The organism is Clavibacter sp., assembly GCF_014802555.1.
Classification (GTDB): domain Bacteria; phylum Actinomycetota; class Actinomycetes; order Actinomycetales; family Microbacteriaceae; genus Clavibacter; species Clavibacter sepedonicus.
On record NZ_JAAVCB010000010.1, the window covers coordinates 1 to 26,877 of the forward strand.

General features: G+C 71.8%; 21 protein-coding genes, 1 other RNA gene and 5 pseudogenes. 13 read left to right on the forward strand and 14 right to left on the reverse strand.

The annotated features are described in order from the left end of the window. Nucleotides 1–118: pseudogene (locus HDR73_RS00960) on the forward strand (IS481 family transposase); the annotation flags it as partial. A 3-nt stretch (nucleotides 119–121) separates the two neighbouring features. Continuing rightward, nucleotides 122–802 carry a response regulator gene (locus tag HDR73_RS00965; RefSeq protein WP_223842625.1) on the forward strand — a complete coding sequence of 227 codons (681 nt, stop codon included), beginning with the start codon at nucleotides 122–124 and terminating at the stop codon, nucleotides 800–802. A gap of 16 nt (nucleotides 803–818) precedes the next feature. Here HDR73_RS00965 and HDR73_RS00970 read toward each other — a convergent pair whose 3' ends face one another. Together HDR73_RS00970 and HDR73_RS00975 are read right to left on the reverse strand one after the other, a co-directional pair. After that, a complete protein-coding gene (locus tag HDR73_RS00970) occupies nucleotides 819–2,099 on the reverse strand; it encodes an MFS transporter (protein WP_012299383.1) in 1,281 nt (426 codons plus the stop codon). Nucleotides 2,100–2,137: 38 nt separating this feature from the next. Beyond that, the gene (locus HDR73_RS00975) at nucleotides 2,138–2,455 is read right to left on the reverse strand and encodes a thiamine-binding protein (RefSeq protein ID WP_012299384.1); all 318 of its coding nucleotides are present in this window, start codon (nucleotides 2,453–2,455) and stop codon (nucleotides 2,138–2,140) included. A 205-nt stretch (nucleotides 2,456–2,660) separates the two neighbouring features. On the opposite strand from HDR73_RS00975, the gene HDR73_RS00980 reads away from it, so the two are divergent. Further along, entirely contained in the window at nucleotides 2,661–3,341 is a 681-nt protein-coding gene (locus tag HDR73_RS00980) for a YceI family protein (protein WP_012299385.1), read from the forward strand. Here HDR73_RS00980 and HDR73_RS00985 read toward each other — a convergent pair. Further along, nucleotides 3,338–4,216 carry an ADP-dependent NAD(P)H-hydrate dehydratase gene (locus HDR73_RS00985; RefSeq protein ID WP_407637311.1) on the reverse strand — a complete coding sequence of 293 codons (879 nt, stop codon included), beginning with the start codon at nucleotides 4,214–4,216 and terminating at the stop codon, nucleotides 3,338–3,340. The two genes, HDR73_RS00980 and HDR73_RS00985, sit on opposite strands and share 4 nt — an antisense overlap. 135 nt (nucleotides 4,217–4,351) lie before the next feature. Here HDR73_RS00985 and HDR73_RS00990 point away from each other — a divergent pair, with 135 nt between their 5' ends. Beyond that, complete coding sequence (locus HDR73_RS00990; RefSeq protein ID WP_012299387.1) at nucleotides 4,352–5,431, forward strand: NADH:flavin oxidoreductase/NADH oxidase; 1,080 nt, start codon at nucleotides 4,352–4,354, stop codon at nucleotides 5,429–5,431. 66 nt (nucleotides 5,432–5,497) lie between these two features. Here HDR73_RS00990 and HDR73_RS00995 read toward each other — a convergent pair whose 3' ends face one another. From HDR73_RS00995 to guaB1, 3 genes and pseudogenes are all read right to left on the reverse strand, one after another. Beyond that, nucleotides 5,498–6,541 carry a hemolysin family protein gene (locus tag HDR73_RS00995; RefSeq protein WP_012299388.1) on the reverse strand — a complete coding sequence of 348 codons (1,044 nt, stop codon included), beginning with the start codon at nucleotides 6,539–6,541 and terminating at the stop codon, nucleotides 5,498–5,500. Next, nucleotides 6,534–7,964, reverse strand: coding sequence for a hemolysin family protein (locus HDR73_RS01000; RefSeq protein ID WP_012299389.1), 1,431 nt, complete (start codon nucleotides 7,962–7,964; stop codon nucleotides 6,534–6,536). The genes HDR73_RS00995 and HDR73_RS01000 overlap by 8 nt, the downstream gene beginning before the upstream one ends. 120 nt (nucleotides 7,965–8,084) lie before the next feature. Next, a pseudogene (gene guaB1, locus HDR73_RS01005) lies at nucleotides 8,085–9,523 on the reverse strand (GMP reductase). 180 nt (nucleotides 9,524–9,703) lie between these two features. On the opposite strand from guaB1, the gene HDR73_RS01010 reads away from it, so the two are divergent. After that, nucleotides 9,704–13,522 (forward strand): multifunctional oxoglutarate decarboxylase/oxoglutarate dehydrogenase thiamine pyrophosphate-binding subunit/dihydrolipoyllysine-residue succinyltransferase subunit, encoded by a 3,819-nt coding sequence (locus tag HDR73_RS01010; protein ID WP_041464612.1) that lies wholly within the window; start codon nucleotides 9,704–9,706, stop codon nucleotides 13,520–13,522. A gap of 101 nt (nucleotides 13,523–13,623) precedes the next feature. Here HDR73_RS01010 and HDR73_RS01015 read toward each other — a convergent pair whose 3' ends face one another. The 3 genes from HDR73_RS01015 to HDR73_RS01025 are packed head-to-tail and all read right to left on the reverse strand — an operon-like array spanning nucleotide 13,624 to nucleotide 14,994. After that, nucleotides 13,624–14,064 (reverse strand): GNAT family N-acetyltransferase, encoded by a 441-nt coding sequence (locus HDR73_RS01015; protein ID WP_012299391.1) that lies wholly within the window; start codon nucleotides 14,062–14,064, stop codon nucleotides 13,624–13,626. 34 nt (nucleotides 14,065–14,098) lie between these two features. Then, nucleotides 14,099–14,341 (reverse strand): mycothiol system anti-sigma-R factor, encoded by a 243-nt coding sequence (gene rsrA / locus HDR73_RS01020; protein ID WP_012299392.1) that lies wholly within the window; start codon nucleotides 14,339–14,341, stop codon nucleotides 14,099–14,101. After that, a complete protein-coding gene (locus tag HDR73_RS01025; RefSeq protein WP_012299393.1) occupies nucleotides 14,338–14,994 on the reverse strand; it encodes a sigma-70 family RNA polymerase sigma factor in 657 nt (218 codons plus the stop codon). The genes rsrA and HDR73_RS01025 overlap by 4 nt, the downstream gene beginning before the upstream one ends. A gap of 235 nt (nucleotides 14,995–15,229) precedes the next feature. On the opposite strand from HDR73_RS01025, the gene aroA reads away from it, so the two are divergent. The 3 genes from aroA to HDR73_RS01040 are packed head-to-tail and all read left to right on the forward strand — an operon-like array spanning nucleotide 15,230 to nucleotide 18,603. Continuing rightward, nucleotides 15,230–16,693, forward strand: coding sequence for a 3-phosphoshikimate 1-carboxyvinyltransferase (aroA, locus tag HDR73_RS01030; protein WP_012299394.1), 1,464 nt, complete (start codon nucleotides 15,230–15,232; stop codon nucleotides 16,691–16,693). Continuing rightward, entirely contained in the window at nucleotides 16,690–17,754 is a 1,065-nt protein-coding gene (gene rsgA / locus HDR73_RS01035) for a ribosome small subunit-dependent GTPase A (protein WP_012299395.1), read from the forward strand. The genes aroA and rsgA overlap by 4 nt, the downstream gene beginning before the upstream one ends. 36 nt (nucleotides 17,755–17,790) lie before the next feature. Next, nucleotides 17,791–18,603: an inositol monophosphatase family protein gene (locus HDR73_RS01040; RefSeq protein ID WP_012299396.1), complete on the forward strand. Its 813-nt coding sequence runs from the start codon at nucleotides 17,791–17,793 to the stop codon at nucleotides 18,601–18,603. 31 nt (nucleotides 18,604–18,634) lie between these two features. Here HDR73_RS01040 and HDR73_RS01045 read toward each other — a convergent pair. After that, nucleotides 18,635–20,125 (reverse strand): annotated as a pseudogene (locus HDR73_RS01045) (MFS transporter). Between the two features lie 239 nt (nucleotides 20,126–20,364). On the opposite strand from HDR73_RS01045, the gene HDR73_RS01050 reads away from it, so the two are divergent. The 5 genes and pseudogenes from HDR73_RS01050 (at nucleotide 20,365) to HDR73_RS01070 (ending at nucleotide 24,289) form a co-directional block, all read left to right on the forward strand. Then, nucleotides 20,365–21,447 (forward strand): extracellular solute-binding protein, encoded by a 1,083-nt coding sequence (locus HDR73_RS01050; RefSeq protein ID WP_012299397.1) that lies wholly within the window; start codon nucleotides 20,365–20,367, stop codon nucleotides 21,445–21,447. Further along, nucleotides 21,447–22,475, forward strand: a complete 1,029-nt coding sequence (locus HDR73_RS01055) for an ABC transporter ATP-binding protein (RefSeq protein WP_041464613.1) — start codon at nucleotides 21,447–21,449, stop codon at nucleotides 22,473–22,475. The genes HDR73_RS01050 and HDR73_RS01055 overlap by 1 nt, the downstream gene beginning before the upstream one ends. Nucleotides 22,476–22,477: 2 nt before the next feature. Then, the gene (locus tag HDR73_RS01060; RefSeq protein ID WP_223842626.1) at nucleotides 22,478–22,744 is read left to right on the forward strand and encodes a hypothetical protein; all 267 of its coding nucleotides are present in this window, start codon (nucleotides 22,478–22,480) and stop codon (nucleotides 22,742–22,744) included. A 29-nt stretch (nucleotides 22,745–22,773) separates the two neighbouring features. After that, nucleotides 22,774–23,082: pseudogene (locus HDR73_RS16500) on the forward strand (iron ABC transporter permease); the annotation flags it as partial. Nucleotides 23,083–23,152: 70 nt separating this feature from the next. Further along, nucleotides 23,153–24,289, forward strand: a complete 1,137-nt coding sequence (locus HDR73_RS01070; RefSeq protein WP_223842628.1) for an ABC transporter permease — start codon at nucleotides 23,153–23,155, stop codon at nucleotides 24,287–24,289. A 100-nt stretch (nucleotides 24,290–24,389) separates the two neighbouring features. On the opposite strand, the gene ssrA is transcribed toward HDR73_RS01070, so the two are convergent. The 4 genes and pseudogenes from ssrA to HDR73_RS01090 all read right to left on the reverse strand — a co-directional run. Next, nucleotides 24,390–24,765, reverse strand: a transfer-messenger RNA (tmRNA) gene (ssrA, locus tag HDR73_RS01075). Nucleotides 24,766–24,907: 142 nt separating this feature from the next. Further along, a complete protein-coding gene (gene smpB / locus HDR73_RS01080) occupies nucleotides 24,908–25,384 on the reverse strand; it encodes an SsrA-binding protein SmpB (protein WP_012037997.1) in 477 nt (158 codons plus the stop codon). Between the two features lie 66 nt (nucleotides 25,385–25,450). Further along, complete coding sequence (ftsX, locus tag HDR73_RS01085; protein WP_012299399.1) at nucleotides 25,451–26,368, reverse strand: permease-like cell division protein FtsX; 918 nt, start codon at nucleotides 26,366–26,368, stop codon at nucleotides 25,451–25,453. After that, nucleotides 26,365–26,877, reverse strand: a pseudogene (locus tag HDR73_RS01090) (cell division ATP-binding protein FtsE); the annotation flags it as partial. The gene ftsX and the pseudogene HDR73_RS01090, both read right to left, overlap by 4 nt.

The window sequence follows — 26,877 nt, forward strand, 5'->3', positions numbered from 1 at the left end:
CACCAGCAACCAACACCGGGCCGACGCGCTTGACCCCTTCATCGAGCACTACAACACTGAACGAATCCACTCAAGCCACGGGCTCACGCCCGCGGCCCGAGTGTCACCAACGTCATGACCCATGACAACTAGGACCGGAGAGCACGTGTCAGCTGAGAACCGACCGATCACCCTTGCCATCGTGGACGACCACAGGATGCTGCTCGGGGCCCTGACCGAGTGGATCCGCAACGCCGCGTCCGACATCGAGATGGTCGCCGCGGTGTCCACCTGGCCCGACCTGCTGACGCATCCGCGGTTCCCCGTCGACGTGGTGCTCCTCGACCTCGACCTCAAGGACAACCTGCCGATCTCGCTGAAGATCGCGACGCTCAAGACCACGGGCGTCAAGACCGTTCTCATGAGCACGTACTCGGAGCCCAACGTCGTGCGCGAGGCCCTGGCGTCCGGCGCCCTCGGCTACCTCGTGAAGAGCGAGGACGCCAGCATGATCGTCGACGCGATCCGCCTCGCGGCCGACGGCCAGTCGTACATCTCCGCGGAGCTCGACCTCGCGATCAACAGCACCGACGTCGGCGGCGTGCCGAAGCTCAGCGCGCAGGAGCGCCGGGTCATGGCGCTCTACGGCGGCGGCGAGCCGGTGAAGTCGGTCGCGTACAGCCTCGGCATCTCCGAGGAGACCGCGAAGTCGTACCTCAAGCGGATCCGCGAGAAGTACCGCGTGGCGGGCTTCGACGTGGGCACCAAGGTGGCGCTGCGGAAGCGCGCGATCCAGGACGGGATCCTGCTCCAAGGCGAGTAGCGCGGCCCGCGCCGACTCAGCCGCCGATGCCGATCGGCTGGGTCGTCAGCCGCTGGCCGTCGGTCAACCGGCGGGATCCGCGCTGGTGCCGGTCGAGCCCGAAGGCCGCGAGCGCGATGAGCAGGCCGGCCACGCTCAGCCCCACGCCGACGAGCGCGGGCGACGTGTAGCCGAGACCTGCCGCCACCGTGACCCCGCCGAGCGCCGCACCGACCGCGTTGCCCGTGTTGAGCGCCGAGTGGTTGAGGGCTGCGGCGATGGACTGCGAGTCGTGCGCCACGTCCATCAGCCGGATCTGGATCCCGGGCGACAGCGCCGCCGCCGACCCGCCGATGAGGAACAGGGACACGAAGAGCCCGACCGGGTTCGACGCGGTGAGCACCAGCCCCACGAGCGAGAGGATGAGCAGCCCGAACAGGGACAGCAGCGCGGCCTTCACGTCGCGATCCGCCCACCAGCCACCCGCGAGGTTGCCGACCGTCATACCGAGGCCGACGACCACGAGAGCCAGCGGCACGGACCACTCCGGAAGCCCGGTCACCTCGGTGACCATGGGCGACACGAAGGTGTAGACGGCGAAGAACCCGCCGAAGCCGATCGCGCCGATGAGGAGCGCGAGCCACACCTGCAGCCGCGTGAACGCCCGGAGCTCGCGCCGGAGCGTCGCCTCGGGGTTGCCGGCCTGCGCGGGCACGGCCAGGAGGACCGCGACGAAGGTGGCGGCGAAGATCGCGGCGACGACGAGGTACGCGACCCGCCAGCCCGCGTTCTGCCCGATCCACGTGACGATGGGCACGCCGATCACGTTGGCGATGGTGAGCCCCGCGAGCACGAAGGCGACGCCCCGGGCGCGCTTGCCCTCCCCCATGAGCTGCGCGGCGACGAGCGAGGCGATCCCGAAGTAGGCGCCGTGCGGCAGCCCCGCGACGAAGCGGGCGAGGACCACGAGGCCGAAGCTCGGGAGGATCGCGCTGAGCACGGTGCCGAGCGTGAAGGCCAGCAGCAGCCAGAGCAGGAGCTTGCGCCGGGGCGCCCGCGCCGACGCGGCGGCGATGGTCGGCGCGCCCACCACGACGCCGAGGGCGTAGGCGCTGATCAGCGTGCCGGCCTGCGCGTTGGCGGCCTCCGTCGAGCGCGCGGCCACCTCGGGCAGCAGGTCGGATGCGAGCTGCGGCAGGAGCCCCATGGCGACGAACTCGGTGGTGCCGATGGCGAATCCGCCCATCGCGAGGGCGAGCAGGGCGATGCGGACGCGGGCCGGCGACAGCGTCGCCTGCCCGGAGGAGGGGGGATTCACCCGACGAGCCTACCGGCGGTCGGGATGCGGGCCGGTGGTCAGTCGGAGGCGCCGCGGGCGTCGAGCGCCTTCTCCAGGCGCTCGAGCTTCCCGGTCAGCTCGCCCGCGTAGCCGGGACGGATGTCGGCCTTGAGGACGAGCGCGACCCGCGTCCCGAACGGCGCGACGGCCTCGGTGGCGCGGCGGACGACGTCGAAGACCTCGTCCCAGTCGCCCTCGATCGTGGTGAACATGGCGTCGGTGCGGTTCGGCAGGCCGGACGCGCGGACCACGGCCACCGCGGCGGCCACGGCGTCGTGCACGGAGGCGTCGGGAGCGTCGCCCCCGCTGGGTGCGACGGAGAAGGCGACGAGCATGGGGACTCCCGGGGTTCGACGGCGGCGGCGCTCCGGGCGGGTGCCCGGCCGGCGTCCGGCTGTGGGATCAGGGTACGACGGCGGCGACGCCTGTGGACGGAGGCCGACGCCGGGGGCGGCCTCCGGCGAGACTGCCCGAGTACTTGAAAGTTCACAGAACGGGTGGGGCGCAGCGCCCGCCCGCATCGCACGGAGGAGCAGCGCCATGGACAAGAAAACGAAGATCATCATCGGGGTCGCGGGCGGCGTGGTCGTCCTCGTCGGCGCCTTCGCGGCGTTCGGCGATCCCATCTACAAGCAGCTGGCGGGCACGCCCGACGCCGCCCCGACCCTGGCGTCGACGCCGGCGGCCGGTGGCGCGCTCGGCGACCTGTCCGGCGACTGGACCGTCGGCGGATCCTCCTACGCCGGATACCGCGTCGACGAGGTGCTGAACGGAACGCCCGTCACGGTCAACGGCCGGACGGACGCCGTCACGGGCGACATCACGGTCGCCGGATCCCAGGTCACCAAGGGCACCATGACGGTCGACGTCACCAAGATCGCCACGGACCAGCCGCCGCGCGACGCGTACTTCCAGAACGTGGCGATGGCGACGGGCGACTTCCCGACCGCCACCTTCACGCTCACGCAGCCGATCGCCGCCGACGGCGTCGAGGCGGGCGTCCCGGCGACGTACGACGTGACCGGCGACCTGACCCTGCACGGCGTGACGAAGAGCGTGACCGCGCAGATGCAGGCGAGCTTCACGTCGGACGGCGGACAGATCGTGGGCTCCATCCCGATCACGTTCCAGGACTTCGGGGTCCAGGCCCCGAGCCTCGGCTTCGTGACGGTCGAGGACCACGGCTCCGTCGAGTTCTCGCTCGACGTCGCGAAGGCCTAGCCGCCGGATCCCGCCAGCGTCTCCCGCACGGCCCTCGGCATCGCCTCGGCGACGTCGAGGGCCGTGATCGGTCCGCCGCCGGATGCGAGGTCGCCCGCCCGACCGTGCAGCCACGCGGCGGCCGCGGCGACCTCGGCGAGGGCGGCCAGGGGATCCGGCGCGTCGGCGACCCGCGCGGACGCCCCGGCGACGAGCGCACCCAGCGCACCGCCCAGGACGTCCCCGGAGCCCGCCGTCGCGAGCCACGGCGTCCCCGCCCGCACCGCGATGCGCGCGGACCCGCCGACGACGAAGGTGGTCGCGCCCTTCAGCATCACGCACACGCCGAGCTCCCGCGCGGCGCGCTCCGCCCAGCCCGGCGCGTCCGCCGCGATCTCCTCGGCCGACGCCCGGATGCCGGCGCCGTCGAGCAGCCGCGACAGCTCGCGGAAGTGCGGCGTGACGATGACGGGGCCGGTCGCGCGTCCCACGAGGTCCAGCGCGCCCGCGTCGACGACCGACGGGAGGCCCTGCCGGAGCGCGGCGACGATGGCGTCGGCCGCGGCGTCGTCGCGGTGCGCCTGGTCCATGCCGGAACCGACGAGCCACGCCTGCACGCGCCCGTCCGCCGTGACGACCTCGGGGCGGCGGGCGAGCACCGAGGCGGACGCGCCCGCGGGGCCGAGGTACCGGATCATGCCGACGCCCGTGCGCGCGGCCGCCTCGACACCGAGGACAGCCGCGCCCGGGTACCGGTCGGATCCCGTCCGGACGCCGAGCACGCCGCGCGTGTACTTGTCGTCGTCGTCCCGCGGAAGGCGGATCGCCCGGCGCGTGCGCTCGGCGTCCTGCCGGATCCAGCCGTCGGGCGCGTGGTCGTGGTGCGCGTCGCTCATGCCCTCACGATAGGCGCGCGGGAATGCGGCGACCGCGCCGGGCCTTGGGACCATGAGGCCTTGCGAGGCCCTCCGCCCGTCCCCGCGCGCCGAGTCCCCCTCGGGATCCGCGGCCGCCCGCCTGGAAGGATCCCCATGACCACGTCCCCGCTCTTCGAGCCGATCACCGTCCGCGGCGTCACCGCGCGCAACCGCATCTGGGTCGCGCCGATGTGCCAGTACAGCATCGACGCGCGAAACGGCGTGCCGGGTGCGTGGCACCTCGCGCACCTTGGCTCGTTCGCCCGCGGCGGCGCGGGGCTCGTGATGGCGGAGGCAACCGGCGTCAGCCCGGAGGCGCGCATCACGCCCGAGGACACCGGCATCTGGGACGACGCGCAGCGCGACGCGTGGAAGCCGATCGTCGACTTCATCCACGAGATGGGCGCGGTCGCCGCGATCCAGCTCGCGCACGCGGGCCGCAAGGCCTCCACCTACTCGTTCTCCGGACGCGGCACCATGCCGGCCGAGGAGGGCGGCTGGGAGACGGTCGCCCCGTCCGCCGAGCCGTTCCCCGGCTATGGGACGCCCGTCGCGCTCGACGCCGCCGGAATCCGGAAGGTCGTCGACGACTTCGCCGCGGCCGCCCGCCGCTCCGTCGACGCCGGCTTCGACGTGCTCGAGCTGCACGCCGCCCACGGCTACCTCCTGCACCAGTTCCTCTCCCCGCTGAGCAACCACCGCGACGACGAGTTCGGCGGCAGCCTCGAGAACCGGGCGCGCCTGCTGCTCCAGGTGATCGACGCCGTGCGCGCCGAGGTCCCCGACGCACCGCTCCTCGTGCGCTTCTCCGCCACCGACTGGGCGGGCGACGCCGGCTGGGACGAGCAGCAGACCGCGACGGTCGCCGCCTGGGCCGCCGAGCACGGCGCCGACTTCTTCGACATCTCCACGGGCGGCAACACCACGGGCGTCACGATCCCCGTCGCCCCCGGCTACCAGGTGCCGTTCGCCGAGTACGTCAAGGAGCACGCGAAGGTCGCGCTCAACGCGGTCGGCCTCATCACCGAGCCCGCGCAGGCCGAGGCCGTCGTGGCCGAGGGCCGTGCGGACGCCGTGATGCTCGGCCGCGAGATGCTCCGCGACCCGCACTTCGCGCTGCGGGCCGCGCACGAGCTGGGCGTCGAGATCGACTACTGGCCCAAGCAGTACGACCGGGCGCGCTGGGCCGCCTGACCGCTGCCCCGCACGACGACGGCCCGGCATCCCGCGAGGGGTGCCGGGCCGTCGTCACGCGTGCGGTCAGGCCCGCCGGGTGGCGTCCTGCACCTCGCCGACGAGCTCCTCGATGATGTCCTCCAGGAACAGCACGCCCGTCGTCTCGCCCGCCTCCGTGAAGGCGCGGGCGAGGTGCGCGCCGGAGCGGCGCATCATCGCGAGGGCGTCCTCGAGCTCGGTGCCCTCGAAGACCGACACGAGCTGGCGGATCCGCTTGGTCGGCACCGGCCGCACGAACTCGCCGGCCTCGTCGAGGTCGATGACGTCCTTGAGGTGCAGGTAGCCGGTCGGCTCCCCCGCCTCGTCCACGATCACGTACCGCGAGAAGCCGTGCCGGGCGACGGCGCGCTCGACCTCGGACGGCGACGCGGTCTCGGGCAGGCTCACGAGGGCGTCGAGCGGGATCGCGATGTCCTGCACCTTCTTGCCCGTGAACTCGAACGCCGCGGTGAGCGCACCGGTCCGGTCCTCCAGGAGCCCCTCGCGCGTCGACTGGTCGACGATCCCCTGCACCTCGTCGAGCGTGAACGCGCTCGCGGCCTCGTCCTTCGGCTCGACCTTGGCGATGCGGAGCACCGCGTTGGAGATCGCGTTCAGTGCCACGATGAGCGGCTTCACCACGCGCGCGATCCCGACGAGCGGCGGCGCGAGCAGCAGCGCCGCCCGGTCCGGAACCGAGAACGAGATGTTCTTCGGCACCATCTCGCCGAGCACCACGTGCAGGAACGACACGATCAGCAGCGCGATGACGAACGCGATCGTGGAGATCGCCTCCTCCGGCAGCCCGGTGGCGCCCAGCGGGATCTCCAGCAGGTGGTGGATCGCCGGCTCGGACACGTTGAGGATCAGCAGCGAGCACACGGTGATGCCGAGCTGCGTGGTCGCGAGCATGAGCGTCGCGTGCTCCATCGCGAAGAGCGTGATGCGTGCGGCGCGGCTGCCCTCCTCGGCGCGCGGCTCGATCTGGGACCGCTTCGCGGAGATGACCGCGAACTCGGCGCCGACGAAGAAGGCGTTGACGGCGAGCAGCACGACGAGCGCGATGATCCCCCCGGCGTACTCACCCACGGGACGGCTCCTTCCTCATCGCGGCGCGTTCCGCGTCCGCCTGTCGTCCGGCCTCGCGGCCGGCCTCCCGCTCGGCCTGGCGGTCCGCCTGGCGCTCGGCGCGCGTGGTGCCCACCGCGGTGGCGACCGGCACGGGGACGGGCGTGAAGCGGATCCGGTCGATGCGCCGGCCGTCGAGCCGCTCGACCCGGAGCGTTCCGGTCTCGAGCTCCAGCTCGTCGCCCACGACGGGAAGGCGGCCGAGCTCGCTCATGACGAAGCCGGCCGCGGTCTCGTACGGACCCTCGTCGGGGATGCGCAGGCCCGTGCGCTCGAGGAGCTCGTCGGGCCGCAGCATGCCGGGGAAGGTGAGCGAGTCGCGCGAGCGGACGACGCCCGCACGCGTGCGGTCGTGCTCGTCGGCGAGCTCGCCGACCAGCTCCTCGACGAGGTCCTCGAGCGTCGCGACCCCGGCCGTGCCGCCGTACTCGTCGACGACCACCGCCATCTGGAAGCCGCGCCCGCGCAGCTCGCCCAGGAGGTCGTCGAGCTTCATCGTCTCGGGCACGCGGATCGCCTCGGACTGCAGGGCGGTGACGGGCACCTGCGCGCGCTTCTCGCGCGGCACGGCCACGGCCTGCTTGACGTGCACGAGGCCGATGACGTCGTCGACGCCGTCGTCCGTGACGGGGAAGCGCGAGTAGCCGGTGGTCATGGCGAGCTCGATCACGGTCTGCGCGCTGTCCGTGCGCTCCACCGACTTCACGCGCAGGCGCGGCGTCATGACGTCGGAGGCCGTGAGGTCGGCGAACCGCAGCGTCCGGCTGAGCAGCATCGCCGTGTCGTCCTCGAGGAGGCCGGCGAGCGCGGAGCGGCGGACGAGCGAGGACAGCTCCTCGGCGGAGCGCGCGCCCGACAGCTCCTCCTTCGGCTCGATGCCGACGAGCCGCAGGATCCCGTTCGCGCTGTTGTTGAGCAGCAGCACGGCGGGCTTGAACACCGTGGTGAACAGGGTCTGGAAGGGGATCACGAGCTTGGCCGTCTCGCGCGGCAAGGCCAGCGCGAAGTTCTTGGGCACGAGCTCGCCGATGATCATCGACAGCAGGGTCGCGACGACGAGCGCCACCACGGTCGCGACCGGGGAGACGAGGCCCTCGGCGAGGCCGGCGGACGTCAGCGGACCGGCGAGCAGCAGGCTGAGCGTCGGCTCCATCGTGTATCCGGCGAGCAGCGTCGTCAGCGTGATGCCGAGCTGGGCGCTGGAGAGGTGGGTCGAGGTGATGCGGAGCGCGCGGATCGGCGGGCCGAGCCGCTTCTCGCCGCGCTCCTGGCGCTTCTCGAGGTCGGAGCGGTCGAGGTTCACGAGCGCGAACTCGCTGGCGACGAAGAGGCCGGTGCCGAGGGTCAGGACGAGACCCACGGCCAGGAGGAGCCATTCATGCACGAGGGCGGCTCCGGGGAGCCGGGCGCGCGGCCGGCTTCAGTCGGAGGGGCGCGCGCAGCGGGGGTCTATGAGCAGGAGGAGGGTCGTCCATCGTCCATCGTCCGTCGAGCATACCGGGGCTCACCATCCGACCGGCAGGGGCTTGCCCTCCTCGTAGCCCGCCGCCGACTGGATCCCGACGGCGGCCCGCTCCGCGAACTCGGCCCGCGTGCGCGCCCCGGCGTAGGTGAACGCGCTGCGGACGCCCGAGGTGATCGTGTCGAGCAGGTCCTCGAGGCCGGGGCGGAGGGGGTCGATGCGGATCCGGCTCGTGGAGATCCCCTCCGCGAAGAGCGTCCGCCGCGCGAGCTCGAACGCCTCTCGACGCCCGAACCGCTCCTGCACCGCGCGCGTCGACGCCATGCCCCAGCTCTCCTTGGCGAGACCGCCCTCGTCGTCGACGAGCAGGCGGCCGGGCGACTCGACGGTGCCCGCGAACCAGGATCCGATCATCACGCTCGCGGCACCCGCGGCGAGGGCGAGGGCGACGTCCCGCGGGTACCGCACTCCCCCGTCCGCCCAGACGAGCGCGCCGGCCGCGCGGGCGGCCTCGGCCGTGTCGAGCACGGCCGAGAACTGCGGCCGGCCGACGGCGGTCATCATGCGGGTGGTGCACATGGCGCCGGGTCCGACGCCGACCTTGACGATGTCGGCGCCCGCCTCGACGAGGTCGCGCGCGCCCTCGGCGGTGACGACGTTGCCGGCCACGAGCGGCACCCGGGGATCGAGGGCGCGCACGTCGCGGATCGCGCGGAGCATCGCCTCCTGGTGCCCGTGCGCCGTGTCGAGCACGAGCACGTCGACGCCGGCCGCGAGCAGCGCGCGGGCCCGGCCCACCGGATCGCCGTTGACGCCGACCGCGGCGCCGACCGCGAGGCGCCGTGCCCGTCGACGGCCGGCGCGTAGACGGTGGACCGGAGCGCGCTCCGGCGGCTGAGCGTGCCGACCAGTCGGCCGTGGGCGAGCACGGGCGCGAAGTCGATCCCGGCGGCGTGCATCAGGTCGAAGGCCGCGCGGCCCGTGGGCACGTCGTCGGCGTCGAGGGAGGCGAGCGCGCCGTGCGGGAGGTCGCCGAGCCGGGTGCCGTCGGGGACTCCGGCGAGCTGCGTACCCTCCAGGCAGCCGACCATCTCCCCGTCCGCGTCCCGCAGCACGATGCCGTGTCCGGCGATGGGCGGCAGGAGCTCGCGCGCCTGGCCCGCGGTGGCGTCCGGCGGCAGCTCGAGCGGCGAGTCGTAGGCGACGGGCTGGTCCTTCACCCGGTGGATCGCGGCGTCCAGCTCCTGCGGGCGGAGGTCCTGCGGCAGGATCCCGATGCCGCCGCGGCGAGCGAGCACGGCGGCCAGGCGCGGGCCGGTGACCGACCCCATGTTGCTGGCGACCACCGGGATGGTGCACGGCGTGCCGTCGCCCGGGGCGAGGTCGACGTCCATCCGGCTCGCGACGTCGGACCTGCCCGGGCTCAGGAACACGTCCGAGTAGGTCAGGTCGTGGGCGGGAGCCTCTCCGGTGAACCTCATGCCCCGACGGTAGCCCCGCAGGCCGGCCGCGCACCAGGGCGTCGCCGGGGCCCCCATCCCGACGCGCCGCTCCCGGCGGCCCGACCGGGGGAAGGTTTAGGCTGGGTGATCGTGGACGCGCGGCACGCGAACGGGCCGCGCGAGGCAGACGACCAACAGCAAGAGAGCGGGCGATCAACTGTGTCGAGCCAGGTGACTGGTACGGGGACCGATGACGGTTCCACGGGCGACTTCGGAGCCAACGAGTGGCTCGTCGACGAGATGTACGAGAGGTTCGTGGTCGACAAGGACTCCGTCGACCGCAGCTGGTGGCCGATCCTGGAGAACTACCACACCACCGTGATCGAGGGCCGCGAGGCGACGCCGGCCACCGGCGACCAGACCGCCGAGGCGCAGATCCCGGACACGGAGAGCACCTCCGCCCCCGCGACGACCAACACGGGTTCCCCGGCGCCGACGCCGGCTCCCGCGTCCGCCGGCCAGCCCGACGCGCAGGCGCAGCAGCCCGCGACCGGATCCCAGCCCGCCGCGCGCACGACGAGCATCGCGCCCAAGCAGCAGCCGATCCCCGCCCAGGCGCCCGCGAAGGCCCCGGCGAAGAAGGGCCAGGAGCCCACCCCGCCTGGCGAGGACGAGGTCTCCCCGCTCCGCGGCATGGCGAAGTCCCTCGCGACCAACATGGACGCGTCGCTCACCATCCCGACCGCGACGAGCGTCCGCACCATCCCGGCGAAGCTGATGATCGACAACCGCATCGTCATCAACAACCACCTGAAGCGCGCGCGCGGCGGCAAGGTCTCGTTCACGCACCTCATCGGCTGGGCGCTCATCCAGGCGCTGAAGGAGTTCCCGAGCCAGAACGTGCACTACGACGAGGTCGACGGCAAGCCCAGCGTCGTCTCCCCCGCGCACATCAACCTCGGCATCGCGATCGACATGCCGAAGCCCGACGGCACGCGCGCGCTCCTCGTCCCGAGCATCAAGGGCGCCGAGGCCATGACCTTCGGCGAGTTCCTGTCCGCGTACGAGGACCTGGTGAAGAAGGCGCGCGGCAACAAGCTCGCCGCGGGCGACTTCGCCGGCACGACCATCTCGCTCACGAACCCCGGCGGCATCGGCACGGTCCACTCCGTGCCGCGCCTGATGAAGGGCCAGGGCGCCATCATCGGCGCCGGCGCCCTCGAGTACCCGGCCGAGTTCCAGGGCTCGAGCCCGAAGACGCTCGTCGAGCTCGGGATCGGCAAGACCATCACGCTGACGAGCACGTACGACCACCGCGTGATCCAGGGCGCCGGCTCGGGCGAGTTCCTCAAGATCGTGCACGAGCGCCTCATCGGCCAGCACGGCTTCTACGAGGACATCTTCGCGGCGCTGCGCATCCCGTACGACCCCATCCAGTGGGCCACCGACATCAACGTCGACCTCTCCGAGCGGGTCTCCAAGACCAGCCGCGTGCAGGAGCTCATCAACGCGTACCGCGTCCGCGGGCACCTCATGGCGGACATCGACCCGCTCGAGTACCAGCAGCGCACCCACCCGGACCTCGAGATCACGAACCACGGGCTCACCTTCTGGGACCTCGACCGCGAGTTCGTCACCGACGGCTTCGGCGGACGCCGCCAGGCGCTCCTCCGCGACGTCCTCGGGATCCTCCGCGACTCCTACTGCCGCACGATCGGCATCGAGTACATGCACATCCAGCAGCCCGACGAGCGCCGCTGGATCCAGGGCAAGGTCGAGCAGCCCTACGCGAAGCCCACGCACGACGAGCAGATGCGCATCCTCTCCAAGCTCAACGAGTCGGAGGCGTTCGAGACGTTTCTCCAGACGAAGTACGTCGGGCAGAAGCGCTTCAGCCTCGAGGGCGGCGAGTCGACCATCTCCCTGCTGGACACGCTGCTGCAGGGCGCGGCCGACCACGGCCTCGACGAGGTCGCGATCGGCATGGCCCACCGCGGCCGCCTCAACGTCCTCACCAACATCGCGGGCAAGAGCTACGGCCAGATCTTCCGCGAGTTCGAGGGCACGCAGGACCCGCGCACCGTGCAGGGATCCGGCGACGTCAAGTACCACCTCGGCACCGAGGGCACCTTCCGCGGCGTCCACGGCGAGGAGATGCCGGTGTACCTCGCGGCGAACCCGTCGCACCTCGAGGCCGTCAACGGCGTGCTCGAGGGCATCGTCCGCGCGAAGCAGGACCGCAAGCCCATCGGCTCGTTCTCGGTGCTGCCGATCCTCGTGCACGGCGATGCGTCCATGGCCGGCCAGGGCGTGGTCTTCGAGACCCTCCAGCTCTCGCAGCTGCGCGCCTACCGCACGGGCGGCACGGTGCACATCGTGATCAACAACCAGGTCGGCTTCACCACGCCGCCGTCGGAGTCCCGCTCGTCGGTGTACTCGACGGACGTGGCCAAGAGCATCCAGGCGCCGATTTTCCACGTGAACGGTGACGACCCCGAGGCCGTGGCACGCGTCGCGCACCTCGCCTTCGAGTTCCGCCAGGAGTTCAAGAAGGACGTCGTCATCGACCTCGTCTGCTACCGCCGTCGCGGCCACAACGAGGGCGACGACCCGTCGATGACGCAGCCGCTCATGTACAACCTCATCGAGGCCAAGCGCTCGGTGCGGAAGCTGTACACGGAGGCGCTCGTCGGCCGCGGCGACATCACGCAGGAGGAGTACGACGCGGCGCAGAAGGACTTCCAGGACCGCCTGGAGCGCGCCTTCGCGGAGACGCACGCGGCGCAGACCTCGTCCATCCCCATCCAGACGGATGACGCGGGCGCGGTGTCCGACCTCGAGCGGCCCGACTCCCAGCAGGACGACGGCCACGGCGAGCCCGAGACCACGGGCGTGTCCGAGGCCGTGATCCACTCCATCGGCGACGCGCACGACAACCCGCCGCAGGGATTCTCCGTGCACCCGAAGCTGCAGGCGCTCATGCGCAAGCGGCTGGAGATGAGCCGCAGCGGATCCATCGACTGGGCCTTCGGCGAGCTCCTCGCCATCGGCTCGCTGCTGCTGGAGAACACGCCGGTCCGCCTCGCCGGGCAGGACTCGCGCCGCGGCACGTTCGTCCAGCGCCACGCGGTGCTGCACGACCGCGACAACGGACAGGAGTGGCTGCCCCTCGCGAACCTCAGCGACCGCCAGGCGCGGTTCTGGATCTACGACACGCTGCTCAGCGAGTACGCGGCGATGGGCTTCGAGTACGGCTACTCCGTCGAGCGGCCCGACGCCCTCGTGCTGTGGGAGGCCCAGTTCGGCGACTTCGCCAACGGCGCGCAGACGATCATCGACGAGTTCATCTCCTCGGCCGAGCAGAAGTGGGGACAGCGCTCGAGCGTCGTCCTGCTGCTGCCGCACGGCTACGAGGGCCAGGGTCCCGACCACTCGTCGGCCCGGATCGAGCGCTTCCTGCAGCTGTGCGCCGAGCAGAACATGACGGTCGCCCGTCCGTCGACGCCCGCGTCGTACTTCCACCTGCTGCGCCGCCAGGCGTACTCGCGGCCCCGTCGCCCGCTCGTGGTCTTCACGCCGAAGGCCATGCTGCGGCTGCGCGGCGCCACGAGCGACGTCGAGGCCTTCACCTCGGGTCGCTTCGAGCCGGTGATCGACGACGTCCGCATCGAGGACCGCGGTGCGGTCCGGCGCGTGCTGCTGCACTCCGGCAAGGTGCACTACGACCTGCTCGGCGAGCTGGAGAAGCGCCAGGACAGGTCGATCGCCCTCGTGCGGCTCGAGCAGTTCTACCCGTTCCCCGAGGAGCAGGTGCGCCGCGTCGTCGAGTCGTACCCGGACGCCGAGGTCGTGTGGGTGCAGGACGAGCCCGAGAACCAGGGCGCGTGGCCGTTCGTGCACGTCGAGTTCGGCCGGGTGCTGCCCGACCGCGCGGTGCGCGTCGTCTCCCGCCCGGCCGCGGCATCGCCCGCCGCGGGCTCGAGCAAGCGGCACGCGACGGAGCAGACGGACCTGATCGCGCGGGCCACCGCGGAGTGATCTCGCTGGGCTGACGCCCGGAACGACGAGAGGCCCGGGCCCCCAGGGGACCGGGCCTCTTCGCGTGCGGGCGGCTGAGCGGTCGAGCGCGCTGCCGGCGGTCAGCCGAGCTTCGAGTAGCGGATGCCGGACGCGTGGTAGCCGCGGCGGGCGTAGAACCGCGTGACGTTGTCGCGGGCCGCGGCCGACGTCGCGAGGAACCGCGTGGCACCGTGCTCGCGCGCCCACGCCTCGTAGTGGCGGATGAGGTCGGACCCGATGCCGCCGGCCTGGCGCCCCTCGCGCACGACCAGGATGATCAGCTGCGCGATGGGCTCGTCGTCGGCCAGGCCCCACATGAGGTGGCCGCCCGCGAGGCCCGCGATGTCGCCCGCGTCGTCGCGCACCACCCACGTCTCGTGTCCGGCGGCGGCCGTCATGCGGGAGAGCCGCGCGGCGACGCGCTCCTCGTCCACCTCGTAGTCGAGCAGCCGGAGCAGCTCGACGATGACGGTGAGGTCGGACGGGGAGGGCGTCCCGAGGGACTGGATCGCGTTGGTCACGTGCCGAGGTACCGGCCGCGCGCGATGCGTCCGGTCAGTGCGTGGCCTGGATCGCCCGCAGCTTCTCCATCACCTGCGTGCGCAGGTCCTCCGGGGCGGCCTCCGTGCACGCGCGGCGCACGGTGTCCCGCAGTACGACGCCGACGCGGTGCTCGCGCGCGCAGTCGGCGCAGTTCGCCATGTGCTCGCGGATGTCGGCGGCGTCCGCCTTGTCGAGCTCGTGGTGCAGATACTCCTCGAGATCCTTCTTGGCCTTGTCGCAGCCGCAGTCGCTCATTTGGTCGCTCCAGTGAGGTGCGCGGTGGAGATGCCCCGCTCGCGCGCGTAGTCGGACAGCAGGCTCCGCAGCATCCGGCGGCCGCGGTGCAGGCGGCTCATGACGGTGCCCACGGGGGTCTTCATGATGTCGGCGATCTCCTGGTAGGAGAAGCCCTCCACGTCCGCGAAGTAGACGGCCATCCGGAAGTCCTCCGGGATGGACTGCAGCGCGTCCTTGACGGTGCTGTCCGGGAGGTGGTCGATGGCCTCGGCCTCGGCGGAGCGCGTGGTGGTCGCGGTGGCGCTCGTCGCGCCGCCCAGCTGCCAGTCCTCGAGCTCGTCGATGGTGCCGTTGTAGGGGTCACGCTGCTTCTTGCGGTAGTTGTTGATGAAGGTGTTCGTGAGGATCCGGTACAGCCAGGCCTTGAGGTTCGTGCCCTGCTTGAACTGGTGGAAGGCCGTGTATGCCTTCACGAACGTCTCCTGCACCAGGTCCTGCGCGTCGGCGGGGTTGCGCGTCATGCGCAGGCCCGCGGCGTAGAGCTGGTCGATGAACGGGAGCGCCTGCTCCTCGAAGAGCTCGCGGTTGTCGCCGGGCTGCGCGGGGCGCGGCTCCTCGACGACCGCCGCCTCGGCCTCCTGCTGGTCGGCCGCCTCCTCGGTGGAGGCCACGACCGCCTCGACGACCGCGGCGGGCGCCGGGCGCGCGTCGCGATCGGCGTCGTCTGCTGCTGGAGCTGCGGGTGCGTCGTGACTGGTGTTCCCTGAATTCGCCATCAGGGCAGATTCTACGGCGCGCACGAGCTCGACGGACGGGGCCGCCGGTGCTGTCCTCGTGATCACGGGTGATCCTTCCCGGCCCGGGATCCGGGCCTGCCGGACGCCTGCCCGGTACTCTGGTGAACCCATGGAGATCTTCAGGTATTCCGGTCCCACCTTCAGCCCGTACGACGACGACCGGACCCACGCGCCCGTGCCGACGGACGACGGGCCGTGGGCGGCGCCTGTGGCCGACGGGCCGCTCGACGCGACCGTGCCTCTGCCGGGATCCAAGAGCCTGACGAACCGCGAGCTCGTCCTCTCCGCCCTCGCCGACTCCCCCTCGACGCTGCGCTCGCCGCTCCGGTCGCGCGACACCCGTCTCATGATCGAGGCGCTGCGGGCGCTCGGCACCGTGATCGAGGAGGTCGACGGCGGGAGCGCCTTCGGCCCGGACCTGCGGATCACCCCCGCCGAGCTCGCGGGCGGCATCACCATCGAATGCGGCCTCGCCGGCACCGTGATGCGCTTCCTCCCTCCCGTGGCGGCACTCGCCCTCGGCCCCGTCTCCTTCGACGGCGACCCGAGTGCCCGCCGCCGCCCCATGTCCGGCACGATCGAGGCGCTGCGGGCGCTCGGGGTCGACGTCAACGACGACGGGCGCCGCGCGCTGCCGTTCAGCCTCTACGGCACGGGCGAGGTGCCGGGCGGCGAGATCGCCATCGACGCGTCCGCCTCCAGCCAGTTCGTCTCCGGCCTGCTGCTCGCCGCGCCGCGGTTCGCCCAGGGGCTGCGGCTCCGGCACACGGGCGAGACGCTGCCGAGCATGCCGCACATCGAGATGACGATCCGCACGCTCGCCGAGCGTGGCGTGGTCGTCGAGAGCCCGGAGCCCGGGGTCTGGATCGTGCCCCCGTCCCCCATCGCCGGCCGCGAGGTGCGCATCGAGCCCGACCTCTCCAACGCCGCCCCGTTCCTCTGCGCCGCGCTCGTCGCGGGAGGCCGCGTCGCGATCCCCGGCTGGCCGGAGGAGACGACCCAGGTCGGCGCCGACCTCGCGCACCTGCTGCCGCGGTTCGGCGCGACCGTCACGCGCGAGGGCGGCGCGCTCGTCGTCGACGGCGGCCCGGGGCTCGCGGCGGGCGGGCGCATCACCGGCGTCGACCTCGACCTCAGCACGGGCGGCGAGCTCGCGCCCGCGCTGGTCGCGCTCGCGGCCCTCGCCGACGGGCCCAGCCGGATCACGGGCATCGGGCACCTGCGCGGGCACGAGACCGACCGCCTCGCGGCGCTGGCAGCGGAGATCACCGGGCTCGGCGGATCCGTCACCGAGCTCGAGGACGGCCTCGCGATCTCCCCCGCCCCGCTGCACGGCGGCCCGTGGCGCGCCTACGAGGACCACCGCATGGCGACCGCCGGCGCGATCGTCGGCCTGGCCGTCCCGGGCGTGGAGATCGACGACATCGGCACGACCGCGAAGACGCTGCCCGAGTTCCCGGAGCTGTGGCTCGGCCCGCTTCTCGGCCGCGCGCCGCGCGCCGCCGTCGACCCGCTCGCCCTCGGCGGCATCACCGGGCCGGGCGCGCCGGGCGGCCTCGGCGGGCTCCTGTGAGCTGGCTCGCGGATCCGGAGGAGGACGACGGCGTCTGGGACGCCTACGACGAGTCCTCGGTGCGCGTGCGCCCGAACCCGAAGGGCAACAAGCCGCGCAGCAAGCAGCGGCCCGGGCACACGGACTCCGTCGAGGGCCGCGTCCTCACCGTCGACCGCGGCCGCTTCGGCGTGCTCGTGGGCGAGGACACCCCCGACGAGCACACGCTCATCGCGACGCGCGCCCGGGAGCTCGGCAAGAAGGCCGTCGTCACGAACGACCGGGTCGACATCGTGGGCGACACCTCGGGCGACGAGGGCAGCCTGTCGCGCATCGTGCGCATCGCCCCGCGCCGGACGCTCCTGCGCCGCAGCGCCGACGACTCCGACGCCGTCGAGCGCGTGATCGTGGCGAACGCCGACCAGATGCTCATCGTCGTGGCCGCCGCCGAGCCCGAGCCCCGCGCGCGCCTCGTCGACCGCTACCTGGTGGCCGCGTTCGACGCGGGGATCCAGCCGATCCTCTGCATCACGAAGTCCGACGTCGCCGACCCCGCGACGTTCGCGGCCCACTTCCGCGTGCTCGACGTGCCGGTCGTCCTCAGCCGCTCCGACGACGTCCCGCTCGACGAGCTGCGTGCCCTGCTGGCCGACCGCACGACCGTCGCCGTCGGCCACTCGGGCGTCGGCAAGTCCACGCTCGTCAACGCGCTCGTCCCCGACGCCAAGCGCGCCACGGGCGTCGTCAACCAGGTCACCGGCCGCGGCCGGCACACGTCGAGCTCCACCGTCTCGATGCGCGTCGAGACGGGCGACGGCGGCCACGGCTGGATCATCGACACCCCGGGCGTCCGCTCGTTCGGGCTCGGGCACGTGGATCCGGCGAACATCCTCCGGTCGTTCGCCAGCTACGCGCACCTGCCCGAGGGCGAGCCCCCGGGCGGCATCCCGCTGACCGAGGCGCACGACTGGGAGATCGTCGACCGGGTCGAGGCGGGCGAGCTGGGCGACGCCGGGCGCGAGCGGCTCCACTCGCTGCAGCACCTCGTCGCGAACCGGTCGGACGCGGGCAAGGCGGAGTGACTGGCCGCGGCGGGCCCGATCGCTAGGCTCGACCCCGTGGCCTCCGAACCCCTGCACTCCCTGTCGTCCGACCTGCGGCTCGCGAGGGAGCTGGCCGACATGGCCGACGCCATCTCGCTCGACCGCTTCCGCTCCGCCGACCTCGCCATCGAGACGAAGGCCGACTCCAGCTGGGTCACCGACGCCGACACCTCGGTCGAGCGGGCGATCCGCGCGGGGATCGCCGATAGCCGTCCGCACGACAGCGTGCTCGGCGAGGAGTACGGGACCTCCGGCTCGTCGTCGCGCCAGTGGATCATCGACCCCATCGACGGCACCTCGAACTACGCGCGCGGCGTGCCCGTCTGGGGCACCCTCATCGCGCTCGCCGTCGACGGCGTGCCCGTGGTCGGCGTCGTCAGCGCGCCCGCGCTCGGCCGTCGCTGGTGGGGCGCGACGGGCCTCGGCGCGTACGTCGACGACACGCTCGGCCAGGCGACGACCTCGCAGGAGCGGCGCATCCGCGTGTCCGACGTCGACCGGCTCGAGGACGCGTCCATGAGCGTCGCGGGCGTCCAGCGCTGGCGCGACGCCGACCGCCTCGACGAGCTGCTCGACCTCTCGGGGCGCGTGAAGCGCTCTCGCGACTTCGGCGACTTGTGGGCCTACATGCTGCTCGCCGAGGGACTCATCGACATCGCGGGCGAGCACGACCTGAAGCCGTACGACATGGCGGCGCTGATCCCCGTGATCGAGGAGGCGGGCGGCCGCTTCACGTCGATCGACGGCGACGCGGGGCCGTGGCACGGATCCGCGCTCGCCACCAACGGGCGCCTCCACGACGCCGTGCTGGCGGTCGTCGCGCGCTGAGCCCGCCCCCGCCGCGCTCCGTGCCGCCCGCTCAGGCGGTCGCAGCGCGCTGCCGGCGGCGGCGGCGCTGGCCGAGGTCGACGAGGCCGAGCGCGAGGGCCACGGCGACCAGCGCGATGGTCACGAGGAAGCCGTTGCGGAACCCGTCGTGGTACACCGCGAGGCTCGCGTCGCCGCCGCCCGCGGCCTCCGCGTAGAGCGTGCTGAAGAAGGTCGCCGACGCGGCCGCGACGCCCACGGCGGTGCCGACGCGCTGGCCGACCTGCGCCATGGATCCGGCGACGCCGCCCTCCGTGACGGGGATCTCGGCGAGCGTGAGCGTCTGGTTCGGCGAGATCACGAAACCCGCTCCGACGCCCGCGACGAGCATGGCGGCTGCCATCGCCCACGGCGTCACCTCCTGCGGCGTCAGCACGGCGGCGAGGAGCAGCAGCGTGATGCCCACCGCGACGATCGCGAGCCCGATCACGACCAGCTGCCGGCCGAGCCGCGAGACGAGGCGCCCGCCGATCCACGCGGTGACGGCCGACGAGAGCGCGAATGGGATGCTGACCATGCCCGCGAAGACCGGCGCGAGCCCGAGCCCCTGCTGCAGGTACAGCGTCGTGAGAAGGAACACCGCGGGGATGGCGGCGAAGTACGCGGTGGCGATGAGGATCCCGTTGCGGTACGAGGAGAGCGTGAAGAGCACGAAGTGGACCACGGGCGACCTGCCCGACCGCTCGTAGCGCCGCTCCCACGCGACGAAGAGCGCTGCGGCGACGACGGCCCCGGCGAGCCAGATCCACCGGAGCGGGTCGTCGTCGGGCCCGCCGGTGGTCAGGACGAACGGCAGCATGAGCGAGAACGTCGCGATCGCGAGGAGCACGACGCCGACGGGGTCGAGGCCCGTCTTCGCCTGCGGCCGCGCCTGCGTGCGCGGCAGCAGCTTGAGCGCGAAGGCGATGGCGACGATGCCGAGGGGGATGTTCATCCAGAACAGCAGGCGCCAGCCGTCCTCGGGGCCGCCGAGCTGGATCAGCAGGCCGCCGAGCGTCGGGCCGAACGCCGTGGAGATGCCGACGACGGCGCCGAACAGGCCGAAGGCGCGCGCCCGCTCCTCGCCCTAGAAGAGCTGCTGGATGAGGCCGAGCACCTGCGGCATCTGGATCCCGGCGGCGACGCCCTGCAGGATCCGCGCGATCACGAGGGTCTTCACGTCGGGCGCGATCGCGCAGAGGAGGCTCGCGATCGTGAAGGAGCTGAGGCCGACGACGAACATGAGCCGGCGGCTCCGGATGTCGCCGAGGCGACCCGCCGGCACGAGCGCGAGGCCGAACGCGAGCGCGTAGCCGGCGACGATGAGCTGCAGGTCGGTGGATCCTGCGCCGAGCGACTCCTCGATCGACGGCAGGCCGACGTTCACCTTGGAGAGGTCGAGGATGGTGAGGGCGGCGACGCCGACGCAGACCCAGAAGGCCTGCCAGCGGGTGCGCTCCTGGTCGTCGGTCGGGGTCGTGCCCGCTGTGGTGCGTCCGGTCATGAGGTATCGAATCCCATACACGGGCTATGTATTCCCGCTCCCGCGAGCGCGGGCGACCTGCCCCGACCAGACTGCTCCTCATACGAGGGAATCGTCCCGCGTGTCCCTATGCTGAACAACGAGCCAACAGCGACCGCCGGGCCGGGCGGCCGAGGGCCCCGCTCATATGGTGGGGACTTCGTGCCGGTCCGGCGCGACCGCCCGCGAGCACACCGACGTGCTCCCTCCGAGAGGACACCATGCAGAACCGCGCCCGCCGTCTCACCGTCTCGCTCGCCGCCGTGGTCGCGGCCGGGCTCGCGCTCTCCGGGTGCGGATCGTCCGCCGACTCCGGCACCGCGGATCCCGCCGTCTCCCCCGCGACCGGCGACACCCTGATCGTCTACACGAACTCCAACGGCGACGGCCGCGGCGACTGGGTCACGGCGGAGGCGGCGAAGGCCGGCTTCGACATCCAGATCGTGGGCCTCGGCGGCGCCGACCTCGCGAACCGCATCGTGGCGGAGAAGAACAACCCCGTCGGGGACGTGGTGTTCGGCCTGAACAACATGTACTTCGAGAACCTCAAGGCCGAGGACGCGATCACCGCCTACACGCCCGCGTGGTCGGGCGAGGTCGACCAGGCCGCGGGCGACCCCGAGGACGGGACCTACTGGCCCCTGGTGGAGCAGGCCATCGTCACGGTGCACGACAGCAAGCAGACCTCGGGCGGCGACGTGCCGAAGGACGTCACCGACCTCTACTCGTCTAAGTACAAGGGGAAGTACGAGGTGAACACGCGCCTGGGCGAGGCGACCCCGCAGCTCATCCTCGCGGGCCTCCTCGCGCCGTACGAGGACCCGGACGGCGACCTCGGCATCAGCGACGCCGGCTGGGAGGTCGTGAAGGACTACTTCGCGAACGGATCCCCCGCGGTCGAGGGCACGGACCTCTACGCCCGCCTCTCCCGCGGCGAGGTCGCGTTCGGCACCCTCGCGTCGAGCGGCATCGCGGCGCGCGACGCGCAGTACGGCACCACCACCGAGGTCGTCCCCGCCAAGGCCGGCGTCCCGTTCGTCACCGAGCAGATCGCCGAGATCGCCGGCACGAGGAAGGAGGAGCGCGCCCGCGCGTTCATCGACTGGTTCGGCAGCGCCGACGTCCAGGGTGCGTTCGCGGAGGAGTTCTCGAGCTACCCCGTCAACACGACCGCGCGCGAGACGGCGCTGCCCGCCGTGAAGGAGCTCATCGAGTCGCTCGACAAGCAGGACGTCGACTACGGCTTCGTGCGCGAGCACATCGCCGACTGGGTCGAGAAGACCGAGCTGGAGTACCTGCCCTGATGATCCGCTTCGACGACGTCGAGGTGCGCTTCGGCGACCAGGTGGCGATCCCCGGGCTCGACCTCGAGATCCACGAGGGCGAGTTCTTCACCCTCCTCGGGCCGTCCGGCTGCGGGAAGACGACGGCGCTGCGGACGCTCGCCGGCTTCGTGGACCCGAGCCGCGGCGAGATCGTGATCGACGGCCAGGTCGCCACGCGACTGCCGAGCGAGAAGCGCCGCGTCGGCATGGTCTTCCAGAACTACGCGCTCTTCCCCAGCATGTCGGTGCGGCAGAACATCGCCTTCGGCCTGACGGTGCGGAAGGCCGGCAAGGCGGAGACCGACCGGCTCGTCCGCGCCATGGCCGACCAGGTCGAGCTGAGCGCGGCCCAGCTCGACAAGAACGTGGCCGAGCTTTCGGGCGGACAGCAGCAGCGTGTGGCGATCGCGCGGGCGCTCGTGCTGGAGCCGCGGATCCTGCTGCTCGACGAGCCGCTCTCGAACCTCGACGCCAAGCTCCGCGTGCAGCTGCGCGAGCAGCTGAAGGGCCTCCAGTCGCGCCTCGGCATCACCACGGTGTACGTGACGCACGACCAGGAGGAGGCGCTCACGATGAGCGACCGCATCGCCGTCTTCGACGCCGGGCGGATCGAGCAGGTCGGCACTCCGGAGGACATCTACGACCGCTCGGCCACCGAGTTCGTGGCCACCTTCGTCGGCGCGATCAACGCGCTCGGCCCCGCGACGGTGGCGCGCCTCCGCGACGCCGGGGCGACGGACCTCGACGCCTCGGGCCGCGCCTACGTGCGGCTCGAGCGCGTGTCGGTGGATCCGCGCGGGGCAGCCCCCGCGGACGCCCGACGCGCGCGCATCGACGGCGTGGTCGCGGAGCGTACGTACCACGGCTCCTCCAGCACCTACCGGGTCGACCTCGGGGACGACGCCGTGACCGCCTTGGTCACCGAGACCGGCACACCGCCGCTCGCGCCCGGCACAGAGGTCGTCGTGGGCATCGACCCGGCCGCGATCCTGCAGTACCGGTCGTAGCCGTGCGCACCCCGGTCCGCGCCCTGCTGCGCTCTCCCCTCGGCGTCGTGGTGCTCATCGCCGCGCTCTGGTTCGTCGTCACGTTCCTGGTGTTCCCGAACGCGAACCTGCTCGTCACGACCTTCTTCCCCGACGGCGCCTTCAGCGGCCGCGCGCTCGAGAAGCTCCTGAGCTCCGACCGGGCCATGCGCAGCGTCGGCAACAGCCTGCTGTCGCGGTCACCCTCGCGATCACGGTCAACGTGGTGGGCATCTTCATCGTTCTGGTGACCGAGTACTTCGTGGTCCGCGGATCCCGCGTGCTCTGGCTCGGCTACGCCACGACGCTCATCTACGGCGGCATCGTGCTGGCGGCCGGCTACAACTTCATCTACGGCCGCTACGGGTCCGTCACCGCGCTCGCGCAGCGGGCGTTCCCCGACCTCGACCCCGACTGGTTCTCCGGCTACTTCGCGGTCGTCATCGTGATGACCTTCGCCACCACCACGAACCACATGCTCTTCCTCCGCTCGTCGCTCGCGGCGATCGACCACCAGACCATCGAGGCTGCCCGGAGCATGGGCGCGGGCACCGGCCGCATCCTCTTCCGCATCGTGCTGCCGGCCCTGCGGCCCATGATCTTCGCGGTCACCGTGCTCACGTTCCTCACCGGCCTCGGAGCGCTCACCGCCCCCCCTGGTGCTCGGCGGCACGGGCTTCCAGACGGTCGCCCCGATGATCGTGACGTTCTCCAAGAGCACGAGCTCCCGCGACCTCGCGGCGCTGCTCGCGATCGTGCTGGGCGTCGCCACCATCGTGCTGCTGGCGATCATGAACCGCGTCGAGAAGTCGGGCGTGTACTTCTCGGTCGCCAAGGTCGCGACGCCGCTGCAGAAGCAGCGCATCCGGAACCCGATCGTCAACGGCGTCGTGCACGTCGTCGCGTACGCGCTGTTCGTGGTCTACGCGCTGCCGGTGATCCTCATCGTGCTGTTCTCGTTCCTCGACTCGAAGAGCGTGCAGACGGGCACCATCACGCTCGAGTCGTTCACCCTGCGCAACTACACGACCGTGCTCGGCTCCCCCGACGTGCTGCGCCCCTTCATCGTGAGCCTCGTCTACAGCGCGCTGGCCGCCGTGATCGTCGTGGCCGGCCTGCTCTTCGTCGCGCGCATGATCCAGCGCAACCGCAACTGGGTCACCGCAACGCTCGAGTACCTGCTGCACATTCCGTGGATCCTCCCCACGATCCTCATCGCGCTCGCGCTCCTGCAGACCTTCGACCGGCCGCAGCCGCTCATCGGCGGGCAGGTGCTCACGGGCACGACGTGGCTGCTGCTCGTGGCTTACATCATCGTGAAGGTGCCGTTCACGCTGCGCCTGCTGAAGGCGGCGTTCGCGAGCGTGCCGCAGTCGCTCGAGGACGCGGCGCGGATCCTGGGAGCGAAGTCGCTCACGACGTTCCGGCGCGTGCTGGTGCCGCTCGTGATCCCGACGGTCGCCGCCATCACGGCGCTCAACTTCAACAGCCTGCTCGACGACTACGACGCCGCGGTGTTCCTCTACCAGCCGCTGTACGAGCCCCTCGGCATCGCCATCAAGGCGAGCACCGAGGGCGAGGCGAACCTCGACTCCATGAGCATCACGTTCGTCTACACGGTGCTGCTCATGATCATCATGGGGCTGACGATGTACCTCGTGTACGGGCGGTCGGGCGGGCGCACGCGCCGCCAGGGGCGGACGGGCTCGCCCGCGGTGGAGACCACCGCGCCGGCGCTCGCCACGAGCGACCCGGGAGCGCCCGCGCCGGCGGCACCCCGGACACCCGTGGGCTGATCCGCCTCCACGCAGACGAAAGGCCCCGTCCGGGTGGATGGGGCCTCGCGTCTCGCCGGACGGATCCGGACCCTCGACGAGCGTGGAGCATGCGACGCGATGGTGGAGATGCGGGGAATCGAACCCCGGTCCACTGCTGTAATCCTGCGCCTTCTACGGGTGTATCCAGGAAAGGCGTCCTGCTCGGCCCCGGAACTTGCTCCTGGCATCTGATCCGACGGGCCCAGCCTCAGTTCGAGTCCCGCGCGGCCCTGAGGCACGACCGCGCAGCGAGCTCCCTTTTCTGACGCCGACTTACCGGATAGAGAGCATCACCGGGTCGACGGTCCTGTTAGTGCGCTCGCTTAGGCAGCGAGAACAAAGGACGACTGCTTGTTATTGGCAGTTGTATTTTGCAGAGAGCGTTTACGAGATAGCCCTGCATCCTCGACCCGCTTCTCGCAGTCATTCAGGCAATGTCGAAACCGATCATCCCCATGAACGGCCCAGCGCCTCGAGAGGCACCCGAGCCGGGTCGCATGTTCCACGCTGTCGAGTTGTCAATCGCCGATCGCGTCCTGCGCGACCAGCCCTCCATGTTACCCGACCGATGCCGGTCGCACCACCGTGGAAAGGGGGCTACTCGCCGAGGCGGCGGTGCGACGACATCGCCCGGTCCGCCTCGCGCTTGTCCTGACGCTCGCGCAGCGTCTGGCGCTTGTCGTACTCCTTCTTGCCCTTCGCGATGGCGAGCTCGACCTTGGCGCGGCCGTCCACGAAGTAGAGCTGCAAGGGGACGACCGTGTAGCCGCCCTCCTTCACCTTGGAGTGGATCTTGAGGATCTGCTCCTTGTGCAGGAGGAGCTTCCGCTTGCGGCGCACCGGGTGGTTGTTCCAGGTGCCCTGGTTGTACTCGGGGATGTGCACCGCGTCGAGCCACGCCTCGCCCGCGTCGACGAACGCGTAGCCGTCGACGAGCGAGGCCCGCCCCTGCCGGAGCGACTTCACCTCGGTGCCCGTGAGCACGAGGCCGGCCTCGTAGGTCGACTCGATGGTGTAGTCGTGGCGCGCCTTGCGGTTGGTCGCCACCACCTTCTCGCCACGTTCCCTGGGCACGGTGGACTCCTCGATGGTTCGGGTGGACGCGCCCGGATCCGGGCAGCCCATCAGCCTACCGGAGGATCAGATGCGCAGATAGCGGCTGATCGCGAAGTTCGCGGAGACCGCCGCGAGAACGACGCCGACACTCAGGAGGATCGGCACCACGAGCAGGGCGTCGTCCATGTTCACCAGGGATATCGACGTGAGCCGGGTGCTCAGGAACCCCTGCACGAAGAACTTGACGAGCGCCACCGTCGCCGCGCTCGCGAGGACCGAGCCTATGAGCGCCGCGAACACGCCCTCGAGGATGAACGGGGTCTGGATGAAGCGGTTCGACGCCCCGACCAGCCTCATGATGCCCAGCTCCCGTCTCCGCGAGAACGCGGACAGGCGGATCGTCGTGGCGATCAGCAGGGCGGCGGCCACGAGCATCAGGCCGGCTATGCCGACGGCGGTGAGGCTGGCGGCGTTGAGGATGGAGAAGATCTGGTCGAGGTACTGCCGTTGGTCCGTGACGCTCTCGACGCCCGCGAGCCCGGAGAGGCTGTCGCTGAGGATGTCGGACTTCGACGGGTCCTTGAGGTTCACCCAGAACGCCTCGTTGAGGAACTCGGGCTGCACGAGCTCGGTGACGGGGTCGCCCTTGAACTGCTCCTGGAAGTTCTTGTACGCCGTGTCCTGGTCCTCGAAGTAGTACTTGTCGATGAACGGGGCGAGCGTGTCGCTGTCGAGCTGCTGCTTGACCGCGTCGATCTGCTCCTGGGTGGCCTTGCCGTTGACGCAGGTCTCGCTCGGGACCGACGTGTCGGTGCAGAAGTCGATGGCGACCTGGGCGCGGTCGTACCAGTAGTTCTTCATCTGGCCGATCTGCATCTGCAGCAGCACGGCGGCGCCCACGAACGTGAGCGAGATGAAGGTGACGAGCACGACCGAGACGACCATGCTGACGTTCCGACGGAGGCCGTTGCCGACCTCGGAGAGGACGAGTCCGAGTCTCATCGCGTGGGCCCCACATCCTGTGCGCCGGTGTCATCCGGCGACTCGCCTCGGGCCCGCAGGCCCAGCTTTTCGGCCAGGCCGAGCTCGGCGAGCTCGGCGTCGTCGCGTCCGTCGGCGGGCGCGGATCCGCCCTCACCTCCGGACAGGTCGGGGAGGCGGATCACGCCGGTGCCCTCGGGGAGCCGCCGGATGGATCCGGTGCTCGGGGCGGCGGGGGCCGCTCCCCCTCCGTTGCGCCTGCTGGGCGGTGTCGGCGGGGCGTCGTCGACGGGCGGGGCGTCGTCCCGGGTGACAGGGACGGCACGCGACGGCGTCGGCTCGACGGGTTCCGCGGTGACCTGCTCGGGGACGCGCTGCTCCGAGCGGGAGGGGGCCGGCTCGCGGCGCTCCTCCGCGGCGGGTGCCGGGCGGTCGCGCTCGGCCTCGTGCTCGGGGACCGGATCCACGCGCGCGGCTTCGGCGAACGCCGACGGGGCGTAGACGGGGGCGTCCGCGCGCGGTCCGCGGGC

Coding starts and splice junctions, on each gene's coding strand:
- HDR73_RS00990 (WP_012299387.1), top strand. CDS start 4,352: ATGACCACGTCCCCGCTCTTCGAGCCGATCACCGTCCGCGGCGTCACC.
- ftsX (WP_012299399.1), bottom strand. CDS start 26,368: ATGAGACTCGGACTCGTCCTCTCCGAGGTCGGCAACGGCCTCCGTCGG.
- aroA (WP_012299394.1), top strand. CDS start 15,230: ATGGAGATCTTCAGGTATTCCGGTCCCACCTTCAGCCCGTACGACGAC.
- HDR73_RS01050 (WP_012299397.1), top strand. CDS start 20,365: ATGCAGAACCGCGCCCGCCGTCTCACCGTCTCGCTCGCCGCCGTGGTC.
- HDR73_RS00985 (WP_407637311.1), bottom strand. CDS start 4,216: ATGAGCGACGCGCACCACGACCACGCGCCCGACGGCTGGATCCGGCAG.
- HDR73_RS00965 (WP_223842625.1), top strand. CDS start 122: ATGACAACTAGGACCGGAGAGCACGTGTCAGCTGAGAACCGACCGATC.
- HDR73_RS01055 (WP_041464613.1), top strand. CDS start 21,447: ATGATCCGCTTCGACGACGTCGAGGTGCGCTTCGGCGACCAGGTGGCG.
- HDR73_RS00975 (WP_012299384.1), bottom strand. CDS start 2,455: ATGCTCGTCGCCTTCTCCGTCGCACCCAGCGGGGGCGACGCTCCCGAC.
- HDR73_RS00980 (WP_012299385.1), top strand. CDS start 2,661: ATGGACAAGAAAACGAAGATCATCATCGGGGTCGCGGGCGGCGTGGTC.
- rsrA (WP_012299392.1), bottom strand. CDS start 14,341: ATGAGCGACTGCGGCTGCGACAAGGCCAAGAAGGATCTCGAGGAGTAT.